This is a genomic window from Nitrospira defluvii (assembly GCF_905220995.1).
GTDB classification, from domain to species: domain Bacteria; phylum Nitrospirota; class Nitrospiria; order Nitrospirales; family Nitrospiraceae; genus Nitrospira_A; species Nitrospira_A defluvii_C.
Map to the genome: position 1 here is coordinate 37,873 of NZ_CAJNBJ010000020.1, position 22,390 is coordinate 60,262.

Consider the following 22,390-nt stretch of genomic DNA (forward strand, 5'->3'; position numbering starts at 1 on the left):
GCTGCCTACCGCATTAATTGTACCCAGCGCAGTCTATCAAGCGTTTCGACTTGGGACGATCCTGGTGGTCGAATAGATCGCCTTGTACCTGGTTGGCGAGCACCAAGCAATGCACAACAGCCCCGATGAGTCAGCAGCAGGGATGTGACGGAAATGTCTCCCTTGAGGAAGACACATCCGGATTGTGCGAGACGAGGGAGGTGAGAACACAGTGTCAACTAACCATGTATTGCAGAAATACGCACCAGAGAGAACCAGCGCACGTGCTACTGAATCTCAGAGTCTTTCGTGGTACCACAGCATATGGGGAAGAGCAGCTTGGAATCATCCACCTGGAAGGGACCGATTCTGAAGCTCTCGCATTTTCACAAACTATTGAATCTATATGCAAACCACTGTTTGTCTACAACTATAATGTCTTGTCGTAAACTATCGTGAAATTCGTGACCGAAAATAGTCTACAACTTTATGATAATTACCTCTTTATGGTCCTATGCAAATCTTTGATTTCATTGATAGTAACCAAGCACATTGTCTACAGCTTTAATGTCACGTCACAACCTGGCCCCAACCCTGATCGCGGCATTTCTGCAGGAGCGGGCGGCGGCGATTGCCCATACCACGGTCGCGACCTATGCGCGAAAGCTCACCACGTTTCACGAATGGTGGCGTGACCATGAACCCTCTCTCCCCGTCTCCGAAACGTTGGCGACACGGTACGCGCGCTGGCTCGCAACGCACGGCACCAGGAGCAAATCCTCTCAAGGCCTGCATCTGTCGGCCGTCCGGCAATGGGCCTGTTTTCTCCTAACCGCTGGCCACCTGTCGATCAATCCCTTTGCGGCTGTGTCAGGGCCACCGCGAGCGCGGTGGTTGCGGCATCGCCTGCTCACCCGTACGGATCTCCAAGCATTGTTGAAGCAGTTCGCGGTGACCACGCTCGTCGGTCAACGGGACTATCTCCTCGCTGCGTTGATGATTCGCACCGGAGCCCGTGAATCCGAACTGGCCATGGCCAATATCGGTGATCTCACGGAGTACGGAGAGGAAGGGAGTCTGCTGTTGTTGCACAGCAAAGGCAAAGCCAAACAGGAACCCGTCGTGGTACGACCGGATCTCAGCACCAAGCTTTGGACTTATCTCCGCCAGCGATATCCTGACGGCCGCTTTCCGTCACAAGACCCGCTGTTCACGAATCATCATCCGTCTTCCCAAGGGGAACGCATGACGACACGGGGAATGCGCAAGCAGCTAAAAGCCGCTTTTACGGAAGCCGGCCTTGCCCAACCCCATGTGACCGCCCTGTCACTCCGGCTGTCAGGTGGTGCCTTGGCCTATCGGAAAGGGGCGAGCCCGTCTGAGCTCAAGAAGACTATGCGGCATGAATCCATTAAGACCACTCAGGTCCTCATTGACCAGGTCAACCGCATACGATTTGGAGCGGAACGCTATCTGGACGATATTCAGTAGACAGCAGGATGGGAATCAGGTGGCAGCTTTTAAGGCGAGGGTTCTGGGTTCGAAACCCACGTGTGGAGGAAATGTAGTCCAACCTCTCAGAATATGCACATCTCAACTGGTTTGGTGCATTGTCTCCTTACGGAGTTCTAGATACCGAGTCTCGCTGTTTAAGTCTGCAATAGCCAGAATTAGGAACGCGAGCAGGAGAAGGGCTTCCGCTTCTATGTGTGGCATAACCATTCTTCATGTTTTACCATGATCCTATATAAGCACTATTATCTGGTCTTATGAAGGTCTGTGATGCTCATCTGGCTCGCTGAGCATCTATACGCTACTTGACAAAGTTTTCAGACATCTTTGAGCTTTGGGTGAGACGACAACTCTTACATTCATTTTCTCGTGGATTTTCATAAGGTCAGATTCAAGGCCCCGCAAAGGGCTCAAAATCGAGCGAGGCCAAACAGTGGTAGTGTCTCAGTTTAGAAATGGCAACAAACGTACACGGCTTTCCTTATGGAGGACGAACGAGATCATGATGCACTCACTACTCGCTGGCTTGATGGCGCTACTTCTAGCCGGCTGCACGATCCTCTCGCCACAAGAAGAAGCGCACTACCGTTCGCGGGTCTACAATCTCAGTCAGTCCATTGTCTTTGACGCCGTTAAGGTTCAGATGATCGAGTATACGATGGCGCTCGCGACAGTCGATCCGGCCAAGGGCCTCCTAAAAAGTCAGCCGAGCGGCGTCGGCCATAGCGCCGCGCTTGCCGGCGGCACCGTCGGCTATCAGCTCACGGTGCAGGTGGAGCCAGTCACTGAGTCCTCGGCCCGCGTCACGCCGGCATGGGCGATGAATGTCTCGTCAGAAGCCTTCAGGCCGAATCTCGTGGCGATCCCCATCGAGCACCGGCCGATCCTCTACGTCGATTTCTTCGACGCCCTCGATGCTCGACTGGGCCTCAACACCCCCGCCCGATAGAGTCGACTCAAAAGTTCAGACGTCTGCCCTCTGTTATTCAACTGACCCACTATACAAACGGTAGAGTGCTCATCCAGGCTACCTATATAAAAACTACTGAACGAATTTCCAGAGCGAGGGCCTCTTGCTAAGGAGCCAAATCTCTGTTAGCGCCTCCCCCAAAATCCATTATTTGACCGTCCTGCCATCCGACAGTTTAGGCCGCGGTCGCCGACGAATCACTCGATCACCGGAACGATCCGCCTCGCGGCCACTCTCACCGCTCGCCACGCGTACTCATCATTTCGATATTGCAAGAGATAGTCGGCTCGGACCGCACCGAGATCAGCTCCCGGCGCGCCGAGTCTGGCTGCCAGTTTTCGCGAGACAAAATCCGTTCCTCTAGGGCAGTTCCCGGCGTCACTGGAATCTGCAGCGGACACCCAGATGCGTGAGAGCGAAGCCTGGATCTGCAACGCTTCCCTCTCTTCTTTCCCTTGGCGTCTCCACGCCGTGATCGCCTCCCGTACCGCCCGGCGACCATCCCACCCCGAGGCGTGATATGAGCGCTCTCCCTCGACCAACGTGGTGCGGCGTCCGCGCACCCATCCCAGCGTGATGCGGAGTCCGCGAAGATAGGCAATCTCCGCGGAGAGGCCCCACATAATCACACCTGCGACTTTCACTCGGCTGATGGGGTGGGCTAATAGCCATCTGGCACCAACCTCGATGCGTATCGAGGACGCGTGATACAACATGGGCCATCCGTACGAACTAGGACAATGCACCACGCTGCGCCCTTTCAATGATGTCCAATAATGCCTACTCCCCCGTTGAGAGGGCTCAGCCGCGTTATTCTCACTGAGCACCACGGGATGATTGCCGGAGTCTTCAGCCCAGAGGCGGGACACTAATTTGTGCTGCGCGCTGAGTGTCATATGCGTCTCCTCGTCCGATGTGTAATGGGCCAGGCCAGCTGGGCTCGCGCGGAGCTGGATCAGATAGAAGATGTAGTGGGGTGAGGACTAGGGCTGAATGCTGGATTGGCTATCAATCCCCGAAGTGCATAAAAGAGATACGTTGCGGAAAAAGTTTCCGCCGATTCTCAGATCATGGGAGCTTCTCTAGAGGTAGGGGGAGCTCAGGCGTGTCGTTTTGACGAGGGCGTGATCAACGATCAATTGTGATGCTTTATGGAGATCGCACGATGACCCGGGATACAGCCATTGGTATCGTCATTCATTCCTTAGTCACCGGATTGCTGATTCTGGCAGCGATGCAGGGAGCCGCATCAGCGAACGGCGAGGTGTGGGTATTGGCTACCTACTTGGGAGCGAGTATTGGAGCCACCCTCTATCCGGATCTCACGACGCGAGTATCGGTGATGACTGGTTCTGTCATGGCGGCTTTTTTGTGGGAATTTGTCTACAATCATGTCGTTGGGAAATGAAAAGATTCCTCTCCTCTAGTACCGCGTGATCGCGTACTCTGCCCCCTCTTCTAGCCGATCAATCGCGTGAAAGTATTTTTGAGTCGTGCGGATGTCCTTGTGATCCAGCATGGCTTGGACTTTGAAAGGCGATTCAGTCCGAGCAGCCTCCGTCGCGGCCGTATGGCGGAGACTATGCGGGGTCACTCGTCGTTGCCGGTGCCGGCGACTGCCTGAGGGTGCCGCTTCACCAGGTCGCGCGGCTTCCCGCAGCCCGCATCGGATCATGGCTTCGGTAATTCGAAGCTGGATGGCGCGGGTCGTGAGTCGCAACGTTTCATTCGGCGCCAATGTTGCCCCCTCCGCCCCGCCCTCCTTCGACCGCGCTAGCACGAGATGCGCAGTGAGCTTGTCATGGTGTCTGGCAAACAAGGGCTCTCGTGGTGACACCGGCCCGCGTGCCTCTAGATATCGTTGCAGCCGCTCATAGACTTCTGGCATCAAATTCACAAAACTTTCTTTCGTCTGCTGTCCCTTTCCCTGAGTCCGCAAGATCCATTGCGATCGTGCGACCGCCGCTCCGCTGGCTTCCCTTGCCCCATCCGCTCTCTGGTGGACCTGGATCTCTAGGCACTCGAGATCCCCGCAATCCGCCCGCTGGATCTGGATCGCGCGCAAGCCAGTTTTCGCCATGAGGTACGTCATGGCGGCGTCCCGGCGCCCGATCAGGGAGTCATCGAAGCTCCCAATTAATGTCGTGACTTGTGATGGACTGAGTGGAAGTCGCTGATAGGTCTTATTATCGACACGCTCGTCCGGAATCTCCCGGCCAGGATCCCAACTGAGCGGGTATCGGGCGTGAATCCATCGACAGAACGCACGGACCGCCGCGAGATAGTTGTTGATCGACCGCGCCTGCAATCGTTCTTGTCCCCGATCCCGACTCTCACATAACCAAATCTTATAGGCATGGAGCAGTGTGGGACCGAGTGTCTCGAATGGCCGTTCTTGCCTCCACCAGCGATAGAAGGCCCAAAGGGTGGATTGGTAGATCCGGTGTGTACTCGCCGCTTTGTTTGCCTGACAAAAGAGCAGGTAATGATAGAACGTCGCTTGGAGATGCACGTGATCGCCATCTCGCCCAGGCTGAAGCCTCAGCGGGTTCCTAATCCCCTCCCCGCTCTCACGCTGCAGCCTGGTCATTGTCGACTCACTATCAGACGTCGCGTCGGACTCGTCCACGGTATGGATCTCCTTCTGGTCCGGGATGGTAGCCATCAGAATAAGCCAATCAGCCTACTTCGTCAAAGGTTCTCTTTTATGAAGTGGTAGTCCAGCACTTGACATTTGTCCATAAGACGACTATACACATTTCAATATGGACAAATGACAAGCTAACGTAAAACCGCTAATCGCACTTAGACATCAATGGCTTAGATGAATATTCCTGAGCACAATCCTACCCCTGAAGGGACTGAATCTGCCCCTCTTCCAGCTGCCCTTCTTAGCGAGTCCGTCTGGTCACCCCTCGCCTACACCGGCCTTCTCCACTTTCTCTTGGATGGTGGGATGACGGCCCTGTCGGCGCCTACCCAACTCGTCTACTTACAACTTGTCCGAGAAGCATTCGGTCGCCGCCGCAATCCGGTCGCGATGACACTGGATCGTATGCAAGCTCGCACGGGATTGAGTCGCTCCACTATTCACCAGGCGCTCCAACGGCTGGCACATCCGGATGTGGATATCGTGAATGTTGTTCATCCAGGAGGGGGAAAACGCGCCGGTCTGTACGAGCTCAGACCATGCTCCTATCAAAAACTCGTACGCCAGCAGGCGAAGCCATTGCGGACACGTCGCCGGCCAAAGCTGCTAGATGCATCAGATGTGCGGTCGATTGAGAACTTGCTCGCACATTTAAGCGAGGAAGATCGGGCTGATTTACAGATCGTCTACGAGTCGCTGCAGGCCTCTGAGCGGAAATCTCTTGAGGAAGAAGTGCGCGCTCGGTTTCATGATATCGGCCAGAATCCTGATAAAACGACGTTTCAGCAAGGCCTGCTCTTTTATTTGCTGAAGCAGCGAATGTACGGACGGCTCAGATCAAAGTACCCCACCTTATCTTCGCCATCCCAATAAGATCCCAATCCATCTCAGAGTTGCGCCCGCGCAACTCTCAAATATTCTACGATTGTCAGCTAGACACATTACGCGGAATATGAACATTTGTACATTCTACGCTGGCTCATAGAAACATACTTAAACCATATCGAGATTAATGCAACGGCAAGATAAGGTTTATAATTATATTTCACGCACAATCAAAAGCATTGAATCGAACGCTGCTGCCATATCCAGCCCGCATCGCCTTTTCTCTGAGTTGCGCGGGCGCAACTGCAAAATATTTGTGCTTTGAGCTGAGTGAATATAGTTATTATATAAAGTAGTTGACAGACTGCACCGTCAGGCGTAAGGAAACATCTAATTGCTGCCCCATGTCCACAAGCTAATCCTGTGCATGTTAGACAAAACGCCATGGCAAGTTAGATGTCCGGACCTGGTGGGTTATTCTTATCGTCCGGAGTCTGGCCTATACATAGTAGGTCAAGGAGGTACTAATGCCGAATGTAGTGGCCGTTATTAACCAGAAAGGTGGAGTTGGAAAAACCACGACGGTGGTGAACCTCGCGGCAGCACTTTCTAGACTTGGTCATCCCGTTTGCGTGGTCGATATTGACCCGCAAGCGAATGCATCTTCGACACTTGGGAAGGTAAGTCCATACGAAGCCAGAGTGACTGCCGCCACACTACTGATGGATAACAAACGCGATGAGGACATGACCGCACCGTGGTATGACACCATCGAGAAAGAAGTTCGCCTCATCTACGGCCATGTGTCCTTGACCAAAGCGGATCGCGAACTTCCCAGGGTGTATCCTACGATGCCCTCTATCGTGTTGAAGCGTCGCCTAGAGCAGATGGCATTTGGGGATGATGATATTGTCCTGATTGACTGTCCGCCAACCCTGTCGATCCTTACGATCAACGCTCTAGTCGCTTCGGATTACTACCTGACCCCCATGATGTCCGGATCTAAATACAGCATCACGGGATACGAGGACCTCATGGAGCTGGTGCGCGATGTAGTTGATAGCGCCAATCCTGCCCTGAAGTGTTTGGGGATCCTTGTCACGCAGCATGATGGGCGGAAAAACGTCTGCAAATCCATGCGGGGCGTGATTGAACGTCGTTTCGGAGACCTTGTATTTAAGACTGCCATCCCATTGGCCGCCAAGATCCAAGAATCGGAATCGCTAAAGAAGACGATCTTTCAACTAGATCGGCAGAGCAATGCCGCGCGCGAGTTTATGGATTTAGGCCGCGAGGTCTTGGCGCGCATGGGGTTAGGTGCATTGGCGGAGCCTGAAGACATGGACGAACCGGTCGAGGTTGGGGCAGGTGAATCATGACGACCAAACAAGTCTCCAAAGGCAAAGAGGAGAACCCCCCTCTCTCGAAAGGCAAAGAGGCTAAATCGGAACGCCCAAAGTCCTCGCACCTGGCTGATCTCGAAGCCTCGTTTGATCGTGATGCTCGTCGTATTCGTCCGTTTGCCCTTCTCGGCTTGGATACACAAGGTGAGCAGCCCGGAGCAGAGCCCACAACGCCCAATAGCCCAATACCATCGACACCCCCCACCTCAGCTGTTGGTGGTATCGCATCTGCATCCGTCCAGGTGAGTCCAGAAGCCGCGGCTTCGTCTGTCGCTCCCAAAGTGGCTCCCGTGGTTGCGGAAGAGGGGGATCAACTACGTCGGCTAGAAGAGGTCGTCGAAGTCCCCCTCGATCGGCTGGTGCCGAGTCCTGACCAACCACGATCGGAGGTCGATCCTTCGGCTGACCAGGAGCTATTGGAATCAATTCGCGCTTATGGAGTCCTCACTCCTATTCAGATCCGACCTGTGGAGGAGGGCAAGTATGAAGTGGTTGCCGGCGAGCGGCGATGGCGGGCTTGTGCGTTACTCGGCAAGCCTTCGATTCCGGCTCTGGTACGTCGGAAGGACCGAGACCGAGCTGCCGCCGAGGCGTTGATCGACAACGTCGTCCGGAAGGACTTGTCGGCCTTAGAGGAGGCCAAGGCCTATCAAGCCCTGATCGAACGGTATGGTTTTCAGCAGTCCGAGTTAGCCGAGCGCCTGGGCTGTCATAAATCACGCATTTCAAAGGCGCTCAGCATTCTGAAATTGCCAGAGACTATCTTGAACGTGTTCTTTGGACCTGAAAGTCACATGACGGCGGCCCACGCAGAGGCATTACTCCCTCTGGCTCATGACGAGCCACGTCTCCACGCGATCGCTCGCCGTGCCTCAAAAGAATCGTGGACTCGAGACCGCATCCGACAGGAAATCGATCGCAAACCAAGAATTAATGAAGGCGCCCAAGCCGTGCGGTTCGTGGAGCGTGGGAGGGGTGGAGACCGTGGGTTCATGCTGACCATTCTCTTTCATTCCAACAAGCCGCATGAAATACCAATGATTGAAGAAGCCCTAAAGCAGGCGTCGGAGCGCATCCAGGAGTTTCGTGACAAGTTGACCTAGCCTGGGATCTTCGGTGAAAAGTTTCATTCAACTTACGAACAAACGGGCGGCATGCTGAACAACGTTGGCAATGGTTTTTCTCAGCCAGAAATATTTCAGCATTTTTGAAGATTTATAGTATTACCGGATCGAGCACGAGCGATGAGAGGGTACGAGAAGCGAGTTATCCACAGCCCCATCGCTACTTGAATGAAGATTTCGCGTCAGTTCGGTGAAGCTCACGCTAGTTGAATGAAGAAAACGGCTCAATTCCTTCGCTAGTTGAGTGAAGCGCGACGTAACTTGAATGAAGTCACGCTACTTCGATGAACGACACAGTTTTTGTAAGACATTGATTGTTCTATGCAAAGCAAGAAGCAAGCGCCTGACAAATCGTGTCTCTACGTTAGAATCTTACGAAAGAATTAATACATAACGTTACGCTGATGGACGTTGATTTAACACCGCTTTCGGAACCGGATGAAGAGACTCTTTCCCCTGTCGGAATCTCCGCTGAGTTAGTCTTTCCCGGCACTCTTACCGATCCAGGCTCCTTGTCCGTTACCACTCCCGATCATCTCCTCAGCGAGCATATCTTGGGATCGATTCCGCTGTGGGAAGCCAAAGGTCGGCCGACGGGAGCGAAACGAGCCTCTTACCAGAAGCAGATCTATAGAGATGTGTGGCGCAACGGCCGTCTGTGCAAAGTCTCGTTGGTGGTCTACGGTAGCGGCGATTTGGGGCTTCCAAATTCAATCGATCTCGAGTTCTTTCGGGGGTTTGAACGGTGGACGAAAGCCGCGATGAGCAGCGGCGAGCCGTTTAATCAGTTAGTCAAGATCTCAGGGCGCGAATTGTTGGAGGCGAGCGGGAAAGGTCTTGGCGGGGCTTCGTATCAGGAAATGGATCGATTCTTCCTACGCATGGCCGGGACGATGATTGGCGCCGGGCGGGATTGGCGACAGGAAGGCGAATCAGGAGGAACGGAGAAGCGTCCTCGCTCGAACAAGGGAATCGTTTTTCATATCTTTCAAACGGTAGTGTTGCCGGGGCAAGTCAATGCGGATGGCTTTGTGGCAGATAAGTACGAGGTTGAGCTTGCCACGTGGTATTGGATGAGCCTGCGGTCTGGCAATTGTATCGTCATCGATCATGAACTCTTTCGAGATCTTCATGGATCAATCACAAAACTGCTGCATCAACTGTTGCATAACCTGTTTTACCTTGGGCGTGGAACGGCTTCACAAAAGTATTCCGAACTGGTCCGGAATTGGCAGATCAAGCGACACAGTGCCCTGTCGCTGGTAAAGCAGCAATTAGATGAGGCTCATCGTGAGTTGCTCGAAAAGGAATTTATTTCGCGCTGGGAATATGTGCCGATTCGAACGCCTGAGGGGAAGGAGTTTGAGATTATTTGGGAGGCGGGGCCAGCCTGGTGGGCGACGGATAAAAAGACGCGAGAATTCCGTGAAGAGATGGTCGGAGCCAGTCAGCGTGAATTGCCGCAGCTCGGACGAGAGCTCGACCCGTTCCTCCTCATTGAGCAATCGGATGAGAGCAGTCCCGAGAAGGATGAGGAACGAGAAGCTTCGAACGCGAGGCTATTGAGCATCGTGCTAGAGTTGTCCGGCCGACGGAAGGACCCAAAGGTGTGGGAGAAATGGTGGAAGCGCGCGATTGCCAGCGTGCCACATCCGATGATCTGGAGACGGATCGGCGAAGTGCGTGAGCGCAATGCGCGCGGCGAGCGTCTCAATATGGGCAGTTATTTGGCTAAACTAGTCTCGATTGATGCGACGCGATTGAATCTCCCTTGGACCACTCGAGATTCTGGTTCTTCGGAAAAGTAGCATCCCTTCAACGCACACCCTCACGCGTCTACGTCTCGTATGATAGACGTCGCATATCAGCTAAATATGCTCCAAGTAGCATATTGCAACTTTATGTGATGTGACACATAATGATCAGCTAGGAAATAAGGCATGTCGATGAAAGACCTCGCACGCGATCCACGACAGGTTGGAAATCTCGTACGCCGCGCCCGGAAGAAGCAGGGGCTCAGCCAGTCACAGCTTGGCGATAAGGCGGGATTGCGACAGGAAACGATTTCTCTGATCGAGACGGGTCATCCGGCAGCGAAGCTGCAGACCATACTGGGGATTCTGGCGGCGCTCGATCTCGAGCTTCGGATTGTGCCACGGTCGAAGGGGCAGGCTGCGGACATCGAGGAGATCTTCTGATGTCCCGCCGCCGCGCCCATGCGCCATTGCGCGTGCTGCTAAATAACCGACCGGTCGGCCGACTCAACAAGGCTGCCACGGGCGCCATTGATTTCCAGTATGAGCCCGCGTGGCTCGACTGGGAGTATGCGATGCCCGTGTCGTTGTCGCTTCCTCTTCGGGAGGACGCATACAGGGGGGCGGCGGTCACGGCGGTCTTCGACAATCTGTTGCCGGATTCCGATACGTTACGCCGGCGCGTGGCCGAAAAGGTCGGCGCGGCCGGAACAGATTTTTACAGCCTGTTGGCGGCCATCGGGCGCGATTGCGTGGGCGCGCTGCAGTTCATGGGGCTCGACGAGAATGCGCCCGATGGTGAGAGCGGCGCGATCACAGGTGAGTTGGTGAACGAGTCGGCGATAGAGAGACTACTGCAGGGCCTGTCGCAGGCTCCGCTAGGGCTGAGTCGGGATGTGGACTTTCGGATTTCTGTGGCCGGAGCCCAGGAGAAAACAGCGCTGCTCCGGCACAAGGGACAGTGGTGGAAGCCGTCGGGTACCACGCCGACCACGCATATATTCAAAAAGCAGATTGGCCGCTTGCCAGATGGGATCGATCTGTCCAATAGTGTCGAGAATGAATTTTACTGCCTAAGGCTTGCCGCCGCGTTTGGGTTGCCGGTCAATAAGGCGGAGATGCAGGACTTCAATGGGATGCGGACATTGGTCGTCGAACGGTTCGACCGGCGATGGACCGCGGACAAGCGCCTGCTGCGCATGCCCCAGGAGGACTTCTGTCAGGTGCTCTCGGTGCCGCCGACGAGAAAATATCAGAGTGAAGGGGGACCGGGACTGCTACAGATGCTTGAGGTCCTGAAAGGCAGCGATAGTCCGACCGTGGACCGAGAGACGCTATTGAAGGCGCAAATACTCTTTTGGCTCATTGGAGCCACGGACGGACATGCGAAGAATTTCAGCATCTTTCTCGGCCCCGGCGGCAGCTATCGCTTGACGCCGCTCTATGATGTGCTGACTGCCCAGCCAAGCCTTGATGCGGGACAGGTGCAGCGCAAGCAGATGAAGCTCTCCATGTCGGTCGGCACGAACCGTCACTACCGGATCGATGAAATTCAGCGCCGGCATTTCGTGCAGACCGCAATAGCCGCCGGTCTCTCGAAAGCAGTTATTGCCATGGCGCTCGAAGAGGTCGTGGACACGGCGCCCAAGGCGCTCGAAACAGTCGAGAATGCCCTGCCGAATGATTTTCCAACCGCTGTGTCTGTTTCCGTAACCCGAGGTGTCAAACAGCGCCTCGACGTGCTTGTCGCCGCACCGTAGTCCGTGTTGAAGCGCGCGATGTGACTCCAGCACACGTGGGGGTAGACCGCCACAGCGAAGAGATTCAGGATATCACATATCCGCGCGATGTCACTGCTCCGGTTCCCACTGCCACTTATCTATCTATCCCCGAGTTCGCGTGTTTTATCTGGCAGTGACTTCAAATGCAATTCTCCTCGGCTGCTGTCGAGGGTAATCTGATACGCCCCGAGAAAGCTCAATCCCAAGAGCCCGTCAACCGTAAATGGGAGATCGGGAAGGTCGTGGATTAAGACCTGGCTATTCCTGAGCTCTGCCCCGCCGATGCGAATCGCATCCAGTATCACCGCGTCCACCTGAACCGACCCGCTTGCTGTGTGCAACAGTACGCGTGTTGCGTAGGCGGTCGAGGCTAATCCAAGCTCCGTGGCGAGTCGACGCGAAATGATGGTCTGCGACGCACCGGTGTCGACAATGAGTCGTGCCTGTTTGGAGTCATTCAAGGTGGCCATGACAACGAGGACACTTCCCAAGCGTTCCACCGGAACGGCGGTAGCATGGGAATAGTCCAACAAGAGGGGAGAGGAGGGAGTTTTACCGACATGCTGCGGCGCGTTAGGGGGAAACGGCATGCTGGTCGGAGGCATCGGTCCTGTCGAGGCCTTAGGCGACAGAAGATTGACGGCGTGACAGGAGAGAAACTGGCGGGGACTGTCTGTGAATACTGTCTTGCCATGGGCATCCACGCACTCAAAGAGGGTGCCGTTTGCGAAGGTAGTCGGTACGACCAGCAGCACTAGTGTCAAGACGGTGAGGACTGTTGCCGGTGCTATCCGCGGTATGGGCAGAACATCGAGCGGAGCTTGATTACACCGCGAGGTCATGGATGTCCTGGTCCGCGGAAGGGACGGTCGCATTTGCGAGTTGAGCGAGCAGACGGTGGTCACTTAGCAGTCGGCTGACCACGGCAGTTCGGGTCGTCACCCGAGCTTTCTTCATCAAGCGTTTCAGGTGATCCTTCACCGTGTGCTCACTGAGGCGCAGCTTGTTCGCAAGTTCTTTGTTCGTGAGGCCCTCTAAGAGGTACCACGTGACAGATTGCTCTCGTCGTGTCAGGTACATCGGCGTTATTGGGGGCGAGTGAGGAGCGAGTGCGTGAGAGGTTGGCTGAGCCGGCTCAATCAGAAGGAGGAGTTGTCCGTCACCATCGTGACCTGGCGCAGGGACGCCAAATGCATGGAGGAGCATCGGACGAGAGCGGGAGGAGGTTACGCGTGAGTGGCGCAATCCCTCCCAGGCTGTTGACTCGGGAGTGGTTGGCAGCGTCTGCATCACTTCCTGGCAAAAGGATTGAATTGCGGGAGGGAGGTCAGTAGATGGCCCTTGACGAAGGGCGAATTCCTGGAGTAGCACGCGGGCTTCCGGACTCAGGTACACCACTTGAAGCGTGGACGAGAAGAGGCCAAGGCCCGCTTGACTGGTTCGACTCAGCTCTCTCTTGTCCGCATTCCACAAACCAGGTTCTTGTGTAGCCATCAGAATTTGCCATCGCCGTAAACTAAGGCTGACACCTTTTATGCCCGAGGACAGGCACTCGGGTGAGTCTACAGGCGGGAGGAGTAACCCTCAATCCCACCTTCGGTGGCCCCTGCTTCTGAGTGAGCAGCGTGCGGTTTCACGCAGTTGTGACGACCTTCGGTGGAATGCACTTCAGGGGGGTCTTTCCCGTGAAGACCTCATTTGGAAGATTTCTCCCTATCCCGAACGGGCTTGTGATGGATCCCTTGCCTAGGTAGTCCGGCACATCGTGAGCGCAGACCCTCAGATGGGTGTACATCCATCTGAGGTGATTGTGGCTGAGAAGTAGACCCCCGTAGCCTTTGGCACAAGGTGAAGGCAGTTAATTGCCGAGTCCTTATCAAGAAAATGACCATTACACTTAAGAGCACTCAGCCCACGTTCCGAGAAAGAAAGCATGCTGTCGAGCATGCTCTGGTGAAGGCATTGGCTTAGTTTTTCATGAGTTCTCATGAATACGACCATGTCCATAAGCAATACAGGGAAGAGCTCCCCAGCATCTAGACTAAAAGAAGCGGAAATGGGAAATACGCTTTTAGTTCCAACTGACCTTCCCCCGATTTCACAGACACCTGTATAAGGAGGAACAGGATGAAATCGGAGGACAGGATGAGCACCAAGACCAGACGGCAGTATACGGAAGAGTTTAAGACGGAAGCAGTTCGGTTGGTCCGAGACTCGGCACGACCGGTCGCACAAGTCGCCAGAGATCTGGGTATTGCCGACCATCTGCTCTACCGCTGGCGAGCTGAGCAGCAACAGACGGAGAGCCGGGGCCACACACGCCAGGCGATGCGGGCAGAACAGGAAGAGCTGGTGCGGCTGAGACGAGAAAACGCGACCTTGAAGCAGGAACGGGATTTTTTAAAGCGTGCGGCGGCGTTCTTCGCGAAGGAGTCGCGATGAGATACCGAGTCATTCAGGAACACGACCGTCGCTATCCGATCCGATTGATGTGTCGAGCCTTGGCCGTCTCGGCAGCGGGCTATTATGCATGGCGTATCCGGCCAGAGAGTGCCCGGTCAGTGTCGGACCGGACGACTCTCTCCGTCATCCGGGTGATCCATCGAGAATCCCGCGAAACCTATGGGAGTCCCCGTATCTGGAAGGCTCTGGTCACACAGGGGCACCGCATTGGTGAGCACCGCGTGGCCCGGCTGATGCGCCAGGACGGGATTCGAGCCAAGACGGTGACGAAATGGCGGGCCACCACCCAATCCCAGCATCGGTTTCCCGTAGCCGCGAATACCCTTGAGCGGGCCTTCACCGTCGAGGCACCCAACCGGGTGTGGGCGGGGGATATCACGTACGTCTGGACCCTGGAAGGTTGGCTGTATCTGGCCGTCCTGCTGGATCTGTACTCACGCCGAGTGGTCGGTTGGGCCATGAGCCAACGGATCACGGTCGAGTTGACCGAGCAGGCGCTCACCATGGCGCTGGCGAAGCGGGCTCCCACGGCAGGGCTTCTCCACCATTCGGACCGTGGGAGTCAGTATGCCGCAACGAGCTACCAGCGTGTCCTTGATGAATACGGTCTCATTCCCAGCATGAGTCGCAAAGGCAATTGCTGGGACAATGCCTGTGTCGAAAGCTTCTTCGGGACGTTGAAGCGTGAGCTCGTGTACCAGCGGCAGTACGCGACGCGGAGCGAGGCGACACAGGACATCTTCGAGTATATCGAGGTGTTCTATAATCGGCAGCGGCGCCACTCGACCCTCGGCTATCACTCCCCAGCCGAGTACGAAGCAAGGGCCGCTGTCGCGTAACCCGGTGTCCACCAAAGCGGGGGAAGATCATTTGTAGTGTAATATACGAGGATAATACGTATAAGTGGCACAGGGCTGAATGGCCCTGGCAAGTTCATGATCTCTAACGCAAAGGTGCTGCTCTTAATTTTTGATTTTGACCTGCCCCTCAAACGAGTGCGGATCCTATGATTGGTGCGGATCGGCCGGAACTGTGCATAACTCAAATTCGTGCTTCTACAACTGCAGGGGGTAGGTCGCTAGGGTCTGGACTATTGCCACAACCATTATCAATGGTGCGCAGGATTCTGGAGCACCTAGATTCCTCTGTTGAGAGTAATGAAATGCCTGCGTAACTCAACGGTCCCTACAATTAGAGCCTCTTAATCGCCTGTAAAAACGCGGCCTGAGTTTCCGCGAGGCTTATCGGCACGAATATGGAAGTCGTAGAGAGGAGGGTATCACTGGTATCGGCCTTCAGTACGGTCTGAGATGGCTTTCCTGCGCGTTTTGATCCCGAACGGCCCGCCCCATTAATGAGGCGGGCCAACGCCAACCGCTTGAAGTGGCGGCTGCGTTGATACGGGGGAAGCCGAACTAGCCACCGAAACAGTCGCATATCGTCCGCTGACTTCTCCGAGAAATAAACTGTGACTCTAGGCATGCGAGGCCTTCTGTGCAGACGCGTCCCCCTGTGGAATATCGTCAGCCCCCTGATCCTGCGCGCGTGTCTGATCTTTACTGGTGAGGCGGATGTATTCCAGGTAGCCGGCGGCATTGGTGAACTGACTCTCCGGCAGAATCGTATAGTCGTCTCTGAAGTGGCCGAGATAGGAAGCGAGCAGAGCTGATCCGCCGCCACAGTAAAGCAAGTGATCGATGCCTGGTGCACCTTCCTTCCACAGTCGTGTCATCTCGTTGTGGAGCCTGGTAGCCAACGGCCGCACATAATGCTGAACCAGCGCCTCTAAGGCTTGCCGCTCGACCACACCCCCTTTAATCTTGATCGGCTTGTCCTCGCGCAACGCCCAGTCCACCTCGTAGGCATCGATCGGTCGTTGATGTTGGGAAGACAACTTCTGGGCCACTTGTGTATACACCTGTCCAACCCCCAACACGACCCCCGCCGATTCGTGGTTCAAGTACTGTCCATCGGAGAAACAAATGAGTTCCGTTGTGCGGCTGCCGATATCGACTAAGGCCACCCGTCCTTGCGCGAGTGCGGAGTTGGTGCTGATCGCGAGGCACAGCGCGCCGAATCCTTGAGGTAAGACGGCCACGGCGGGAGCTTTGAGCGCCTTCCGGAAGACGTCGCTAATTTGGTGCTGGGCCCTCTGAGAGCCGAATATATGTAGGGGAATGCCTGTCACGATACGGGACCCTGGTGGAACGAAGTTGGCGGCCGCGTAGTGCAGCAGCGCTTTGTAGCGCGTGGTCATCCACCAGCCGTCATATTCCTCGCTAAAGCGAAACCCCCGGGACACTGCCGCTTGGCCCACAATATACTCTGCACCCTCGAGTTTCACGGTCTCCTGGGGATCGGACAAGCTCAGGTCGATATTGGAGAGCTCCGCCGGCGCCACCAGAGACGGGAAGACGTTCGCCTGTCCCTCCTGAGTCAGGATCTTCGTGTATCCATACCCGACGTCGATCGCGACCCATGGAGCCGAGGACGCGGGGCGTTGGCGTCCACGAGACGCTTTCGGTTGTTCAACAGTCGCCTTACTCATGTACAGCCTCCGTTCGTCATGCGGTTCAAATTGGGCCCACTCAGTTAGGGATGTATTACTAACTTCGTGGCGCTAGAACGGGCCAATACAGCACTAATTCCATTTGTCATACATGTCAGACAAATAAGTAAGACACTTCGCTGTCGTGCGTACGCAGATCTAAATGAGAATCCAGTGATTGCACAACGAGTTCATTGGATCGGCCTGACATCCACGGTTGTGTGGGGGAGGCAGCCCCCCAGGATAGGAGTAATGGCATACACCTGTCCGGCGGATGGCTCGCGAGTGCGCTAGGGCATAGATTTAGCGCAAGCTGTCCGGCAGCGCGGCCCACGTCTTTTCAACACTCCCTCGGCGGTTTCCCTTCACCATCATGCTGGCCGATAGCGACGTACGCACTGTGAGTAAGGTACGGCAGCACTGTCGCGTACGCATTTCGTATACCGGATGCATATATGGTGTCTTATATTGAGACTTGTCATCGTCCTCCCACTTGCCCCCTGACGGCGTTCCGTATCCGGTAACACCTCCCCCAGGAGGGGTCTATGCCACGGCAGCGAGGGGGAGCGTTACACGAAGAGTACATGAATCGCTTTTACGAGCTGTTGCACGAGGCGAGAGTCCGAGCACCACGCTTGGTAGGTCTCTGGCTCAATATCCTATTGGATGAAGATTCGCCCAGGATCAAGCGACGGTTTCGAGGGCTCGACCGGTACATTGAACAGATGATTCTCAAGTATCCGGCGTACTCGGCGCGGGCGTTGAATAACTTGGTGAGGAAGCAGCGCCAGATGGGACTCAATGCAGAGCATGTGGTTCGGTCGCGGATTCGCATGGTCAAAGCGAAACTCCGATCTCGGGCTTACCGCCAGGCCAAGAGAGCCTCGCTTGCCGGGGATGTGCAGTGGATTGGGCGGGAAGAAGATGCGCGTCATCTCCAGAATACAGGTGACGCATGATGGGGCGAACGCATTGCCTGGTGCCAGCCGCGCTGGCAGCCTGGCTGTTTGGACCAGACCCCACGATTCTGTTGATCTCAGCAGGAGCTGGGCTCTTGCCGGACATTGACGAGCCGCAATCGACCATTGGCTATCGATTGTTTCTCTTGGCCAAAGGATTCAAAGGGCTGGTAGGCCATCGCACCTATAGCCATTCGCTGGTCGGAATCGTGACTGCCGCCTCCATGGCCGTCGTCTTCGATTTGCCATGGATGTGGATCGAAGCGGGCCTGATCGGCTGGGTGAGTCACCTTGTATTGGATGCACTGAGCGGGGGCGTGCCGTTGTGGTGGCCATTGTATGCGACGAATCGGGAGCGGTGGGTGTTGGCGCGATGGAAGCCGTTTGGGTTTGCCGATCATCTGATCTTAGTTCTGGCAGGGGTAGCGTTGGGCGCAGCGGCGATTCATGGAAACTGGCTGGGGTGGTGGATCGAGCTCCTGAAGCGGGATATCAGCGTGTCGCAATGAGAGCGGGACTGCCGGCGCGAGCGCATGCTCGCGCCGGCCCTACGGCCGCAGCGTGTATGGCCGTGGAATAGAGACCGAGGCCCTGCCGTCGGTGAACCATTCCGGAAAGCACGCGAGCGCATACTTAATAGCCACATGACTATGGCAGAAGACTCCAGGGGGCAGTAGCAGAGGAATGTGTAGGTAGGCGTAGCGGCGAGCGTCGTCGCGAGCCCCTGCCGAAGGCCTCTGCTTGTGCGGGAGCGACGTGGAGAAGAGCGCGGACAGCACCGCGACGATAGGATCGCCATGGCCATTGGTACTGTCCGCCGTGCGCTGTCTGTCTTCTTGTGGAAGAAGACAGCTACGCTAAAACAAAGGTGATGTAAGACTTCACAGTGTGATGCGCGACTGTCCAGCTCGGATCGCGCGGGCAATGGCGCCGACGTCCTTCTTATCCATCTCTCGGTCCTGTGCACGGAGGCGAGCCAAGGTATCGACGGATTGCTGCTCCGTTACATGACGGAGCGTGCGCAGTTTCAAGGTTTCAGATATGGGCAAATGAAAGCCGGTGTGTCTCATGGGGACCTCCTTGTGGTGAACAGTCACAGGAAGCGGACCCTGCGAGCGTAGCGAGCCGCAGGTGGGAGATGCAGGACGGGGTTACGGGAACGGAGACAGCTGCGGAGGTCCATCCGAGCAAGGTGTGAACAGGTGCTCGATGAGCGTTTCCACCTTACACCAAAACTCATAGTGCGCATTATCGTAGGTGCGGCCGCTTTGGCCGCGTCGTGTCAGGGTGTACCGCGGGTACGCCGTGGAGATCTGATACATCTGGTACTTCATGCCACGCACACAGGTGAGATAGTGGAGCGCATAGCGGTCACGATTTAGCTCATCCTGCTTCGCATAGCAGCTCATGACAAATTGTCCCTGTGAGGATGTGCGAGAGAGATTGTGAAATGTACAGTCTCGACATGTTTCATATTGGATGAGACCGAGAGTCGAGTGTTCGATCACCGTGTCTGGGCCAACTTCCTGACACTGGGGACAGAGCGGTGTAGTGCGGCCCATGCGATCTCCTTTGGTGCCAGTGTGTGTCGCAGGGACTTCCCTGCGTTCCTATGAACGTACGACAGAGAACGTGGCTCCTCTGACCTGACAGGCATCGATCATGTGTTTCGTCCCGCGCGACCGGCCATCCCAGAAAATCAGGATCAGATACGACGGCGCCTCGAGGGTTTCGTGGAGCATTGCAGAATTTCTGAGCATACCAGCTGATTTGCCATATCGGTCCCAGTCTGCCGGACGTCGGGACACGGGCACTCCGGCTGAACGTGCGGCTTCTTCTGCCCACGAGTCGACTCCCCTGGCACAGCCATGGATCAGACAATCGCCCGCACAGAACGACTTCCGCATCACGTCCATGATCAATTCCTTGGAGGGAAAGTCGCGACTACCCGATACGAGCACGACTCGTTTCACAGGACCTCCTCGAAGAGTTCAGCTGCGTAGAGCGTTTCTATGAGGCTTGGGTATCGACGGGTTAGGGCGTCGGCACGCGGTAATCTGTGGCCAGCTTCACCGGAGGGTAGGTGTACACCGTGGGCCAGGTGAGACGAATGGTGACCGTACAGATGCGAGTATAGCGATCATAGTGGTTCGTAATGTCGATGATCGGATCGGAGGTCGGGCGTACTGCCAGCGTCCTGAGCATGTGCGCGTGGCTTTTGGCGAGGGCTAGTTGAGCTTTGGGTAACGCCAGACGACAGGCGCGCGCCTGGTCCGACACGGGATAGCTCGCACCTTGTCCTTCGACAAACGGCATCTCTATGAGCGTGGGTTCGATGGTCGGGAGGGTGTTAGGGGTGATCTCCTCCGCTTTCACAAGATTGGAATGAACCCCGAGAACGAGGATGAGCATCACAAGAGCGAGCATGCGCATAACAGCCTCCCGACAGACGTGTTTTTACAGCGTGATTCATGCGAGTGATCGTGCCGAGGCGGCCTGCCCGCGTAGCGGGCCTGGACTGGAGGGGTCTGCCTCGAATTGGCGGTGGAGTCACTCAGCCATCGACAGCTGTATTACTGGCCAGGGGCAGGTGTCACCTGTGATTGGCGCAAGCGTGGAGGCAAAATGGAGAGTGGTAACTCTGGAAAAAAGACATGATTGGTGGCTGCGTGGCGCGCGAAGAAGTCAACGCGTGCATTACCGTACTCTCCGTTATGCGCCTGGATTTTGGTCCATGTGATGCGGACTCCGGAGGATGCCACTCGCTCACGATAGCGTTGTGTCCGGACCGCATTGGTCCGCCACGTGCCGTTCGCCCAATGGGCGAGGCCGGTGTAGTCAAACCGAATCTCGATGTCCGTGCAGTCATGAGCCCGACACCATTCTAGGACCTGTTCGACCGCGTGACACTCCCCGGCCACGTTGCGAAGACTCAATGCGTCTGGGTGTGAGATGGAGCCGGCCTGGCCGTCGATGGATTGGCCCTCGCGCCAAATTTCGAAAGCCCAGCCAATGTGCGCGTTGTGGTCTTGCTCGCAATAGGAGCCATCGACGTAGGCAACAGTCGATCCTGCTGCCTGTGTAATGGGAGCCACCAGAGGCATGGGGTGTGGGAGCTGCAGCGTATGAAACTCTTGGAGTAGCACATCGTACAAACCATCCGGCCAGTTCTTGCCCTCCTTCACGAACGAGGTCTTGTCTTTGCCCACATAGAGGACCGCGTGCAGCGTGTGGGGAAGGGAGGGATGAGCGAGCGATACCTTGTGACCGTAGTTAACTGGGGCACCGACGGTGGCCGTGTATCCGGACTGTGTTAGTCGACCGATGAATGTGTCGGCAAGCCGTCGAGCCTGCTCGCTTGCACGCTGGGCCTGGGTGTGGTGTGGGATCATGGTGGACCTCCTGGGTGACACCTGACGATCACCTGCCCGCGCAGCGGGCCTATGGGGATGGCCGCATCTCACGGCAGCCGTGGAGCCACGGTCAGGGACGAATCGGCGTAGGGGCGGACATCACAGACGCACCCGGTGCCTTGAGCCTCGATCCACATGGAGAACTGGCCGGTCCCATCGCGGTCAAACCAGTAGAACAGTGGGGCTGCCAGAGTCTCCACGACAGTGTTCTCGAATTCATTGTGGAGAACGTTCACGATTTGTCTGGCGGTCCGGTAATTGACCGTGCGAGATCCGCCTACGGCATAGTCGCGGACATAGAAGCCGGTGGCGATGTTCACATCTTCGTCCACTAACTGAGTGTCTGAAGGTTCCTCTGGAATGGGCGGGATGGATTGGGACTGTGCCCAAGACATTTTGGTGACGACAAGCAGCAGGAAACAGAGGAGTCCGATCAGAAGCGGACGAGTAGAGTGCATAATCCCTCCGTCAGGAGGCCTGGGGTTAGGGTGGGGCGATCCAGACGCAGTGTGGGTTGATCACGAGAAGTTGCACAGTGGAGGCGTGAGACGGGTGTCTCGGCGTTAAGCGGCCGCCTGTGTCTTGGCGCGGCGCGATGACACGATTTGAATGCTGGACTGTGCTGCGGCCTCGTTACGTGCCCGTTCGATGAGCGTCCGCATATGAGGGGCAGTGGCGCGGTGGATTGTTAGCAGGTACTCCTCTGCACTCGCTGTTTTTCGGGTGATCGTGTACCCGCCCGTATCGGCCGTATCGTGCGGATTCTCGACGAGGTAGGTACACGAATGTGCGGAATACGGTTCCGGGGAATGACAATGATACCCGTAGGCACGGATGAGGGCAGTCAGAGCAATTCCCACACTCATGGGGCTCGGGAAGGTATACCGTTTAGCCGCAGCGGGTTTGGACATACACACCTCCATTAAGGTCATCGAGCGAGGACTCTGCCCGCAGGACCAGCAGGAGATTCCAGCCCCTGACGCGTGCGGTCAGGAGCGATGCCGATTGG

Annotated in this window: 24 protein-coding genes; 12 read left to right on the top strand and 12 right to left on the bottom strand. The window is 55.9% G+C overall.

The features are described from left to right. Positions 1 to 546 precede the first annotated feature (546 nt). A complete protein-coding gene (locus KJA79_RS20740) occupies positions 547 to 1,470 on the top strand; it encodes a tyrosine-type recombinase/integrase (protein WP_213044006.1) in 924 nt (307 codons plus the stop codon). Between the two features lie 523 nt (positions 1,471 to 1,993). Then, complete coding sequence (locus tag KJA79_RS20745; RefSeq protein WP_213044007.1) at positions 1,994 to 2,440, top strand: hypothetical protein; 447 nt, start codon at positions 1,994 to 1,996, stop codon at positions 2,438 to 2,440. Between the two features lie 218 nt (positions 2,441 to 2,658). Here KJA79_RS20745 and KJA79_RS20750 read toward each other — a convergent pair whose 3' ends face one another. Beyond that, positions 2,659 to 3,357 carry a hypothetical protein gene (locus KJA79_RS20750; protein ID WP_213044008.1) on the bottom strand — a complete coding sequence of 233 codons (699 nt, stop codon included), beginning with the start codon at positions 3,355 to 3,357 and terminating at the stop codon, positions 2,659 to 2,661. Between the two features lie 269 nt (positions 3,358 to 3,626). On the opposite strand from KJA79_RS20750, the gene KJA79_RS20755 reads away from it, so the two are divergent. After that, entirely contained in the window at positions 3,627 to 3,869 is a 243-nt protein-coding gene (locus tag KJA79_RS20755; RefSeq protein WP_213044009.1) for a hypothetical protein, read from the top strand. A 15-nt stretch (positions 3,870 to 3,884) separates the two neighbouring features. Here KJA79_RS20755 and KJA79_RS20760 read toward each other — a convergent pair whose 3' ends face one another. Next, a complete protein-coding gene (locus tag KJA79_RS20760) occupies positions 3,885 to 5,126 on the bottom strand; it encodes a tyrosine-type recombinase/integrase (protein ID WP_213044010.1) in 1,242 nt (413 codons plus the stop codon). Positions 5,127 to 5,417: 291 nt separating this feature from the next. On the opposite strand from KJA79_RS20760, the gene KJA79_RS20765 reads away from it, so the two are divergent. The 6 genes from KJA79_RS20765 (at position 5,418) to KJA79_RS20790 (ending at position 11,977) form a co-directional block, all read left to right on the top strand. Next, on the top strand, positions 5,418 to 5,984 hold the full coding sequence (locus KJA79_RS20765) for a helix-turn-helix domain-containing protein (protein WP_213044011.1): 567 nt from the start codon (positions 5,418 to 5,420) through the stop codon (positions 5,982 to 5,984). A 479-nt stretch (positions 5,985 to 6,463) separates the two neighbouring features. Further along, positions 6,464 to 7,315 carry a ParA family protein gene (locus tag KJA79_RS20770; RefSeq protein ID WP_213044012.1) on the top strand — a complete coding sequence of 284 codons (852 nt, stop codon included), beginning with the start codon at positions 6,464 to 6,466 and terminating at the stop codon, positions 7,313 to 7,315. Beyond that, on the top strand, positions 7,312 to 8,442 hold the full coding sequence (locus KJA79_RS20775; protein WP_213044013.1) for a ParB/RepB/Spo0J family partition protein: 1,131 nt from the start codon (positions 7,312 to 7,314) through the stop codon (positions 8,440 to 8,442). The genes KJA79_RS20770 and KJA79_RS20775 overlap by 4 nt, the downstream gene beginning before the upstream one ends. A 425-nt stretch (positions 8,443 to 8,867) precedes the next feature. Further along, on the top strand, positions 8,868 to 10,271 hold the full coding sequence (locus KJA79_RS20780; protein WP_213044014.1) for a replication initiator protein A: 1,404 nt from the start codon (positions 8,868 to 8,870) through the stop codon (positions 10,269 to 10,271). A gap of 138 nt (positions 10,272 to 10,409) precedes the next feature. Then, positions 10,410 to 10,661: a helix-turn-helix domain-containing protein gene (locus KJA79_RS20785; protein WP_343224279.1), complete on the top strand. Its 252-nt coding sequence runs from the start codon at positions 10,410 to 10,412 to the stop codon at positions 10,659 to 10,661. Further along, a complete protein-coding gene (locus KJA79_RS20790; protein ID WP_213044016.1) occupies positions 10,661 to 11,977 on the top strand; it encodes a type II toxin-antitoxin system HipA family toxin in 1,317 nt (438 codons plus the stop codon). The genes KJA79_RS20785 and KJA79_RS20790 overlap by 1 nt, the downstream gene beginning before the upstream one ends. A gap of 119 nt (positions 11,978 to 12,096) precedes the next feature. Here KJA79_RS20790 and KJA79_RS20795 read toward each other — a convergent pair whose 3' ends face one another. After that, entirely contained in the window at positions 12,097 to 12,753 is a 657-nt protein-coding gene (locus KJA79_RS20795; protein ID WP_246507849.1) for an aspartyl protease family protein, read from the bottom strand. A gap of 70 nt (positions 12,754 to 12,823) precedes the next feature. Further along, a complete protein-coding gene (locus KJA79_RS20800; RefSeq protein WP_213044018.1) occupies positions 12,824 to 13,078 on the bottom strand; it encodes a response regulator transcription factor in 255 nt (84 codons plus the stop codon). A gap of 1,065 nt (positions 13,079 to 14,143) precedes the next feature. Between KJA79_RS20800 and KJA79_RS20805 the strand changes: the two genes are divergently transcribed. Next, a protein-coding gene (locus KJA79_RS20805) for an IS3 family transposase (protein ID WP_213044179.1) occupies positions 14,144 to 15,300 on the top strand; the annotation gives its coding sequence in 2 pieces (ribosomal slippage) (positions 14,144 to 14,417 and positions 14,417 to 15,300; 1,158 coding nt in all). Positions 15,301 to 15,935: 635 nt separating this feature from the next. On the opposite strand, the gene KJA79_RS20810 is transcribed toward KJA79_RS20805, so the two are convergent. Then, complete coding sequence (locus KJA79_RS20810; protein WP_213044019.1) at positions 15,936 to 17,009, bottom strand: ParM/StbA family protein; 1,074 nt, start codon at positions 17,007 to 17,009, stop codon at positions 15,936 to 15,938. Between the two features lie 545 nt (positions 17,010 to 17,554). On the opposite strand from KJA79_RS20810, the gene KJA79_RS20815 reads away from it, so the two are divergent. Both KJA79_RS20815 and KJA79_RS20820 read left to right on the top strand, forming a co-directional pair. Further along, the gene (locus tag KJA79_RS20815) at positions 17,555 to 17,968 is read left to right on the top strand and encodes a hypothetical protein (RefSeq protein ID WP_213044020.1); all 414 of its coding nucleotides are present in this window, start codon (positions 17,555 to 17,557) and stop codon (positions 17,966 to 17,968) included. After that, positions 17,965 to 18,477, top strand: a complete 513-nt coding sequence (locus KJA79_RS20820; protein WP_213044021.1) for a metal-dependent hydrolase — start codon at positions 17,965 to 17,967, stop codon at positions 18,475 to 18,477. The genes KJA79_RS20815 and KJA79_RS20820 overlap by 4 nt, the downstream gene beginning before the upstream one ends. A gap of 372 nt (positions 18,478 to 18,849) precedes the next feature. Here the strand turns inward: KJA79_RS20820 and KJA79_RS20825 are convergent, their stop codons facing one another. The 7 genes from KJA79_RS20825 to KJA79_RS20855 form a co-directional block, all read right to left on the bottom strand. Continuing rightward, a complete protein-coding gene (locus tag KJA79_RS20825) occupies positions 18,850 to 19,038 on the bottom strand; it encodes a hypothetical protein (protein WP_213044022.1) in 189 nt (62 codons plus the stop codon). An 81-nt stretch (positions 19,039 to 19,119) separates the two neighbouring features. Then, positions 19,120 to 19,377, bottom strand: a complete 258-nt coding sequence (locus tag KJA79_RS20830; protein ID WP_213044023.1) for a hypothetical protein — start codon at positions 19,375 to 19,377, stop codon at positions 19,120 to 19,122. Positions 19,378 to 19,578: 201 nt separating this feature from the next. Next, positions 19,579 to 19,941 (bottom strand): SLOG family protein, encoded by a 363-nt coding sequence (locus tag KJA79_RS20835; protein WP_213044024.1) that lies wholly within the window; start codon positions 19,939 to 19,941, stop codon positions 19,579 to 19,581. Between the two features lie 61 nt (positions 19,942 to 20,002). Next, the gene (locus KJA79_RS20840) at positions 20,003 to 20,401 is read right to left on the bottom strand and encodes a hypothetical protein (RefSeq protein WP_213044025.1); all 399 of its coding nucleotides are present in this window, start codon (positions 20,399 to 20,401) and stop codon (positions 20,003 to 20,005) included. A gap of 140 nt (positions 20,402 to 20,541) precedes the next feature. Continuing rightward, a complete protein-coding gene (locus KJA79_RS20845; RefSeq protein ID WP_213044026.1) occupies positions 20,542 to 21,360 on the bottom strand; it encodes an RNase H family protein in 819 nt (272 codons plus the stop codon). Positions 21,361 to 21,428: 68 nt separating this feature from the next. After that, complete coding sequence (locus tag KJA79_RS20850; protein ID WP_213044027.1) at positions 21,429 to 21,839, bottom strand: hypothetical protein; 411 nt, start codon at positions 21,837 to 21,839, stop codon at positions 21,429 to 21,431. Positions 21,840 to 21,944: 105 nt separating this feature from the next. After that, positions 21,945 to 22,292, bottom strand: a complete 348-nt coding sequence (locus KJA79_RS20855; protein WP_213044028.1) for a hypothetical protein — start codon at positions 22,290 to 22,292, stop codon at positions 21,945 to 21,947. Between the last annotated feature and the right edge of the window lie 98 nt (positions 22,293 to 22,390).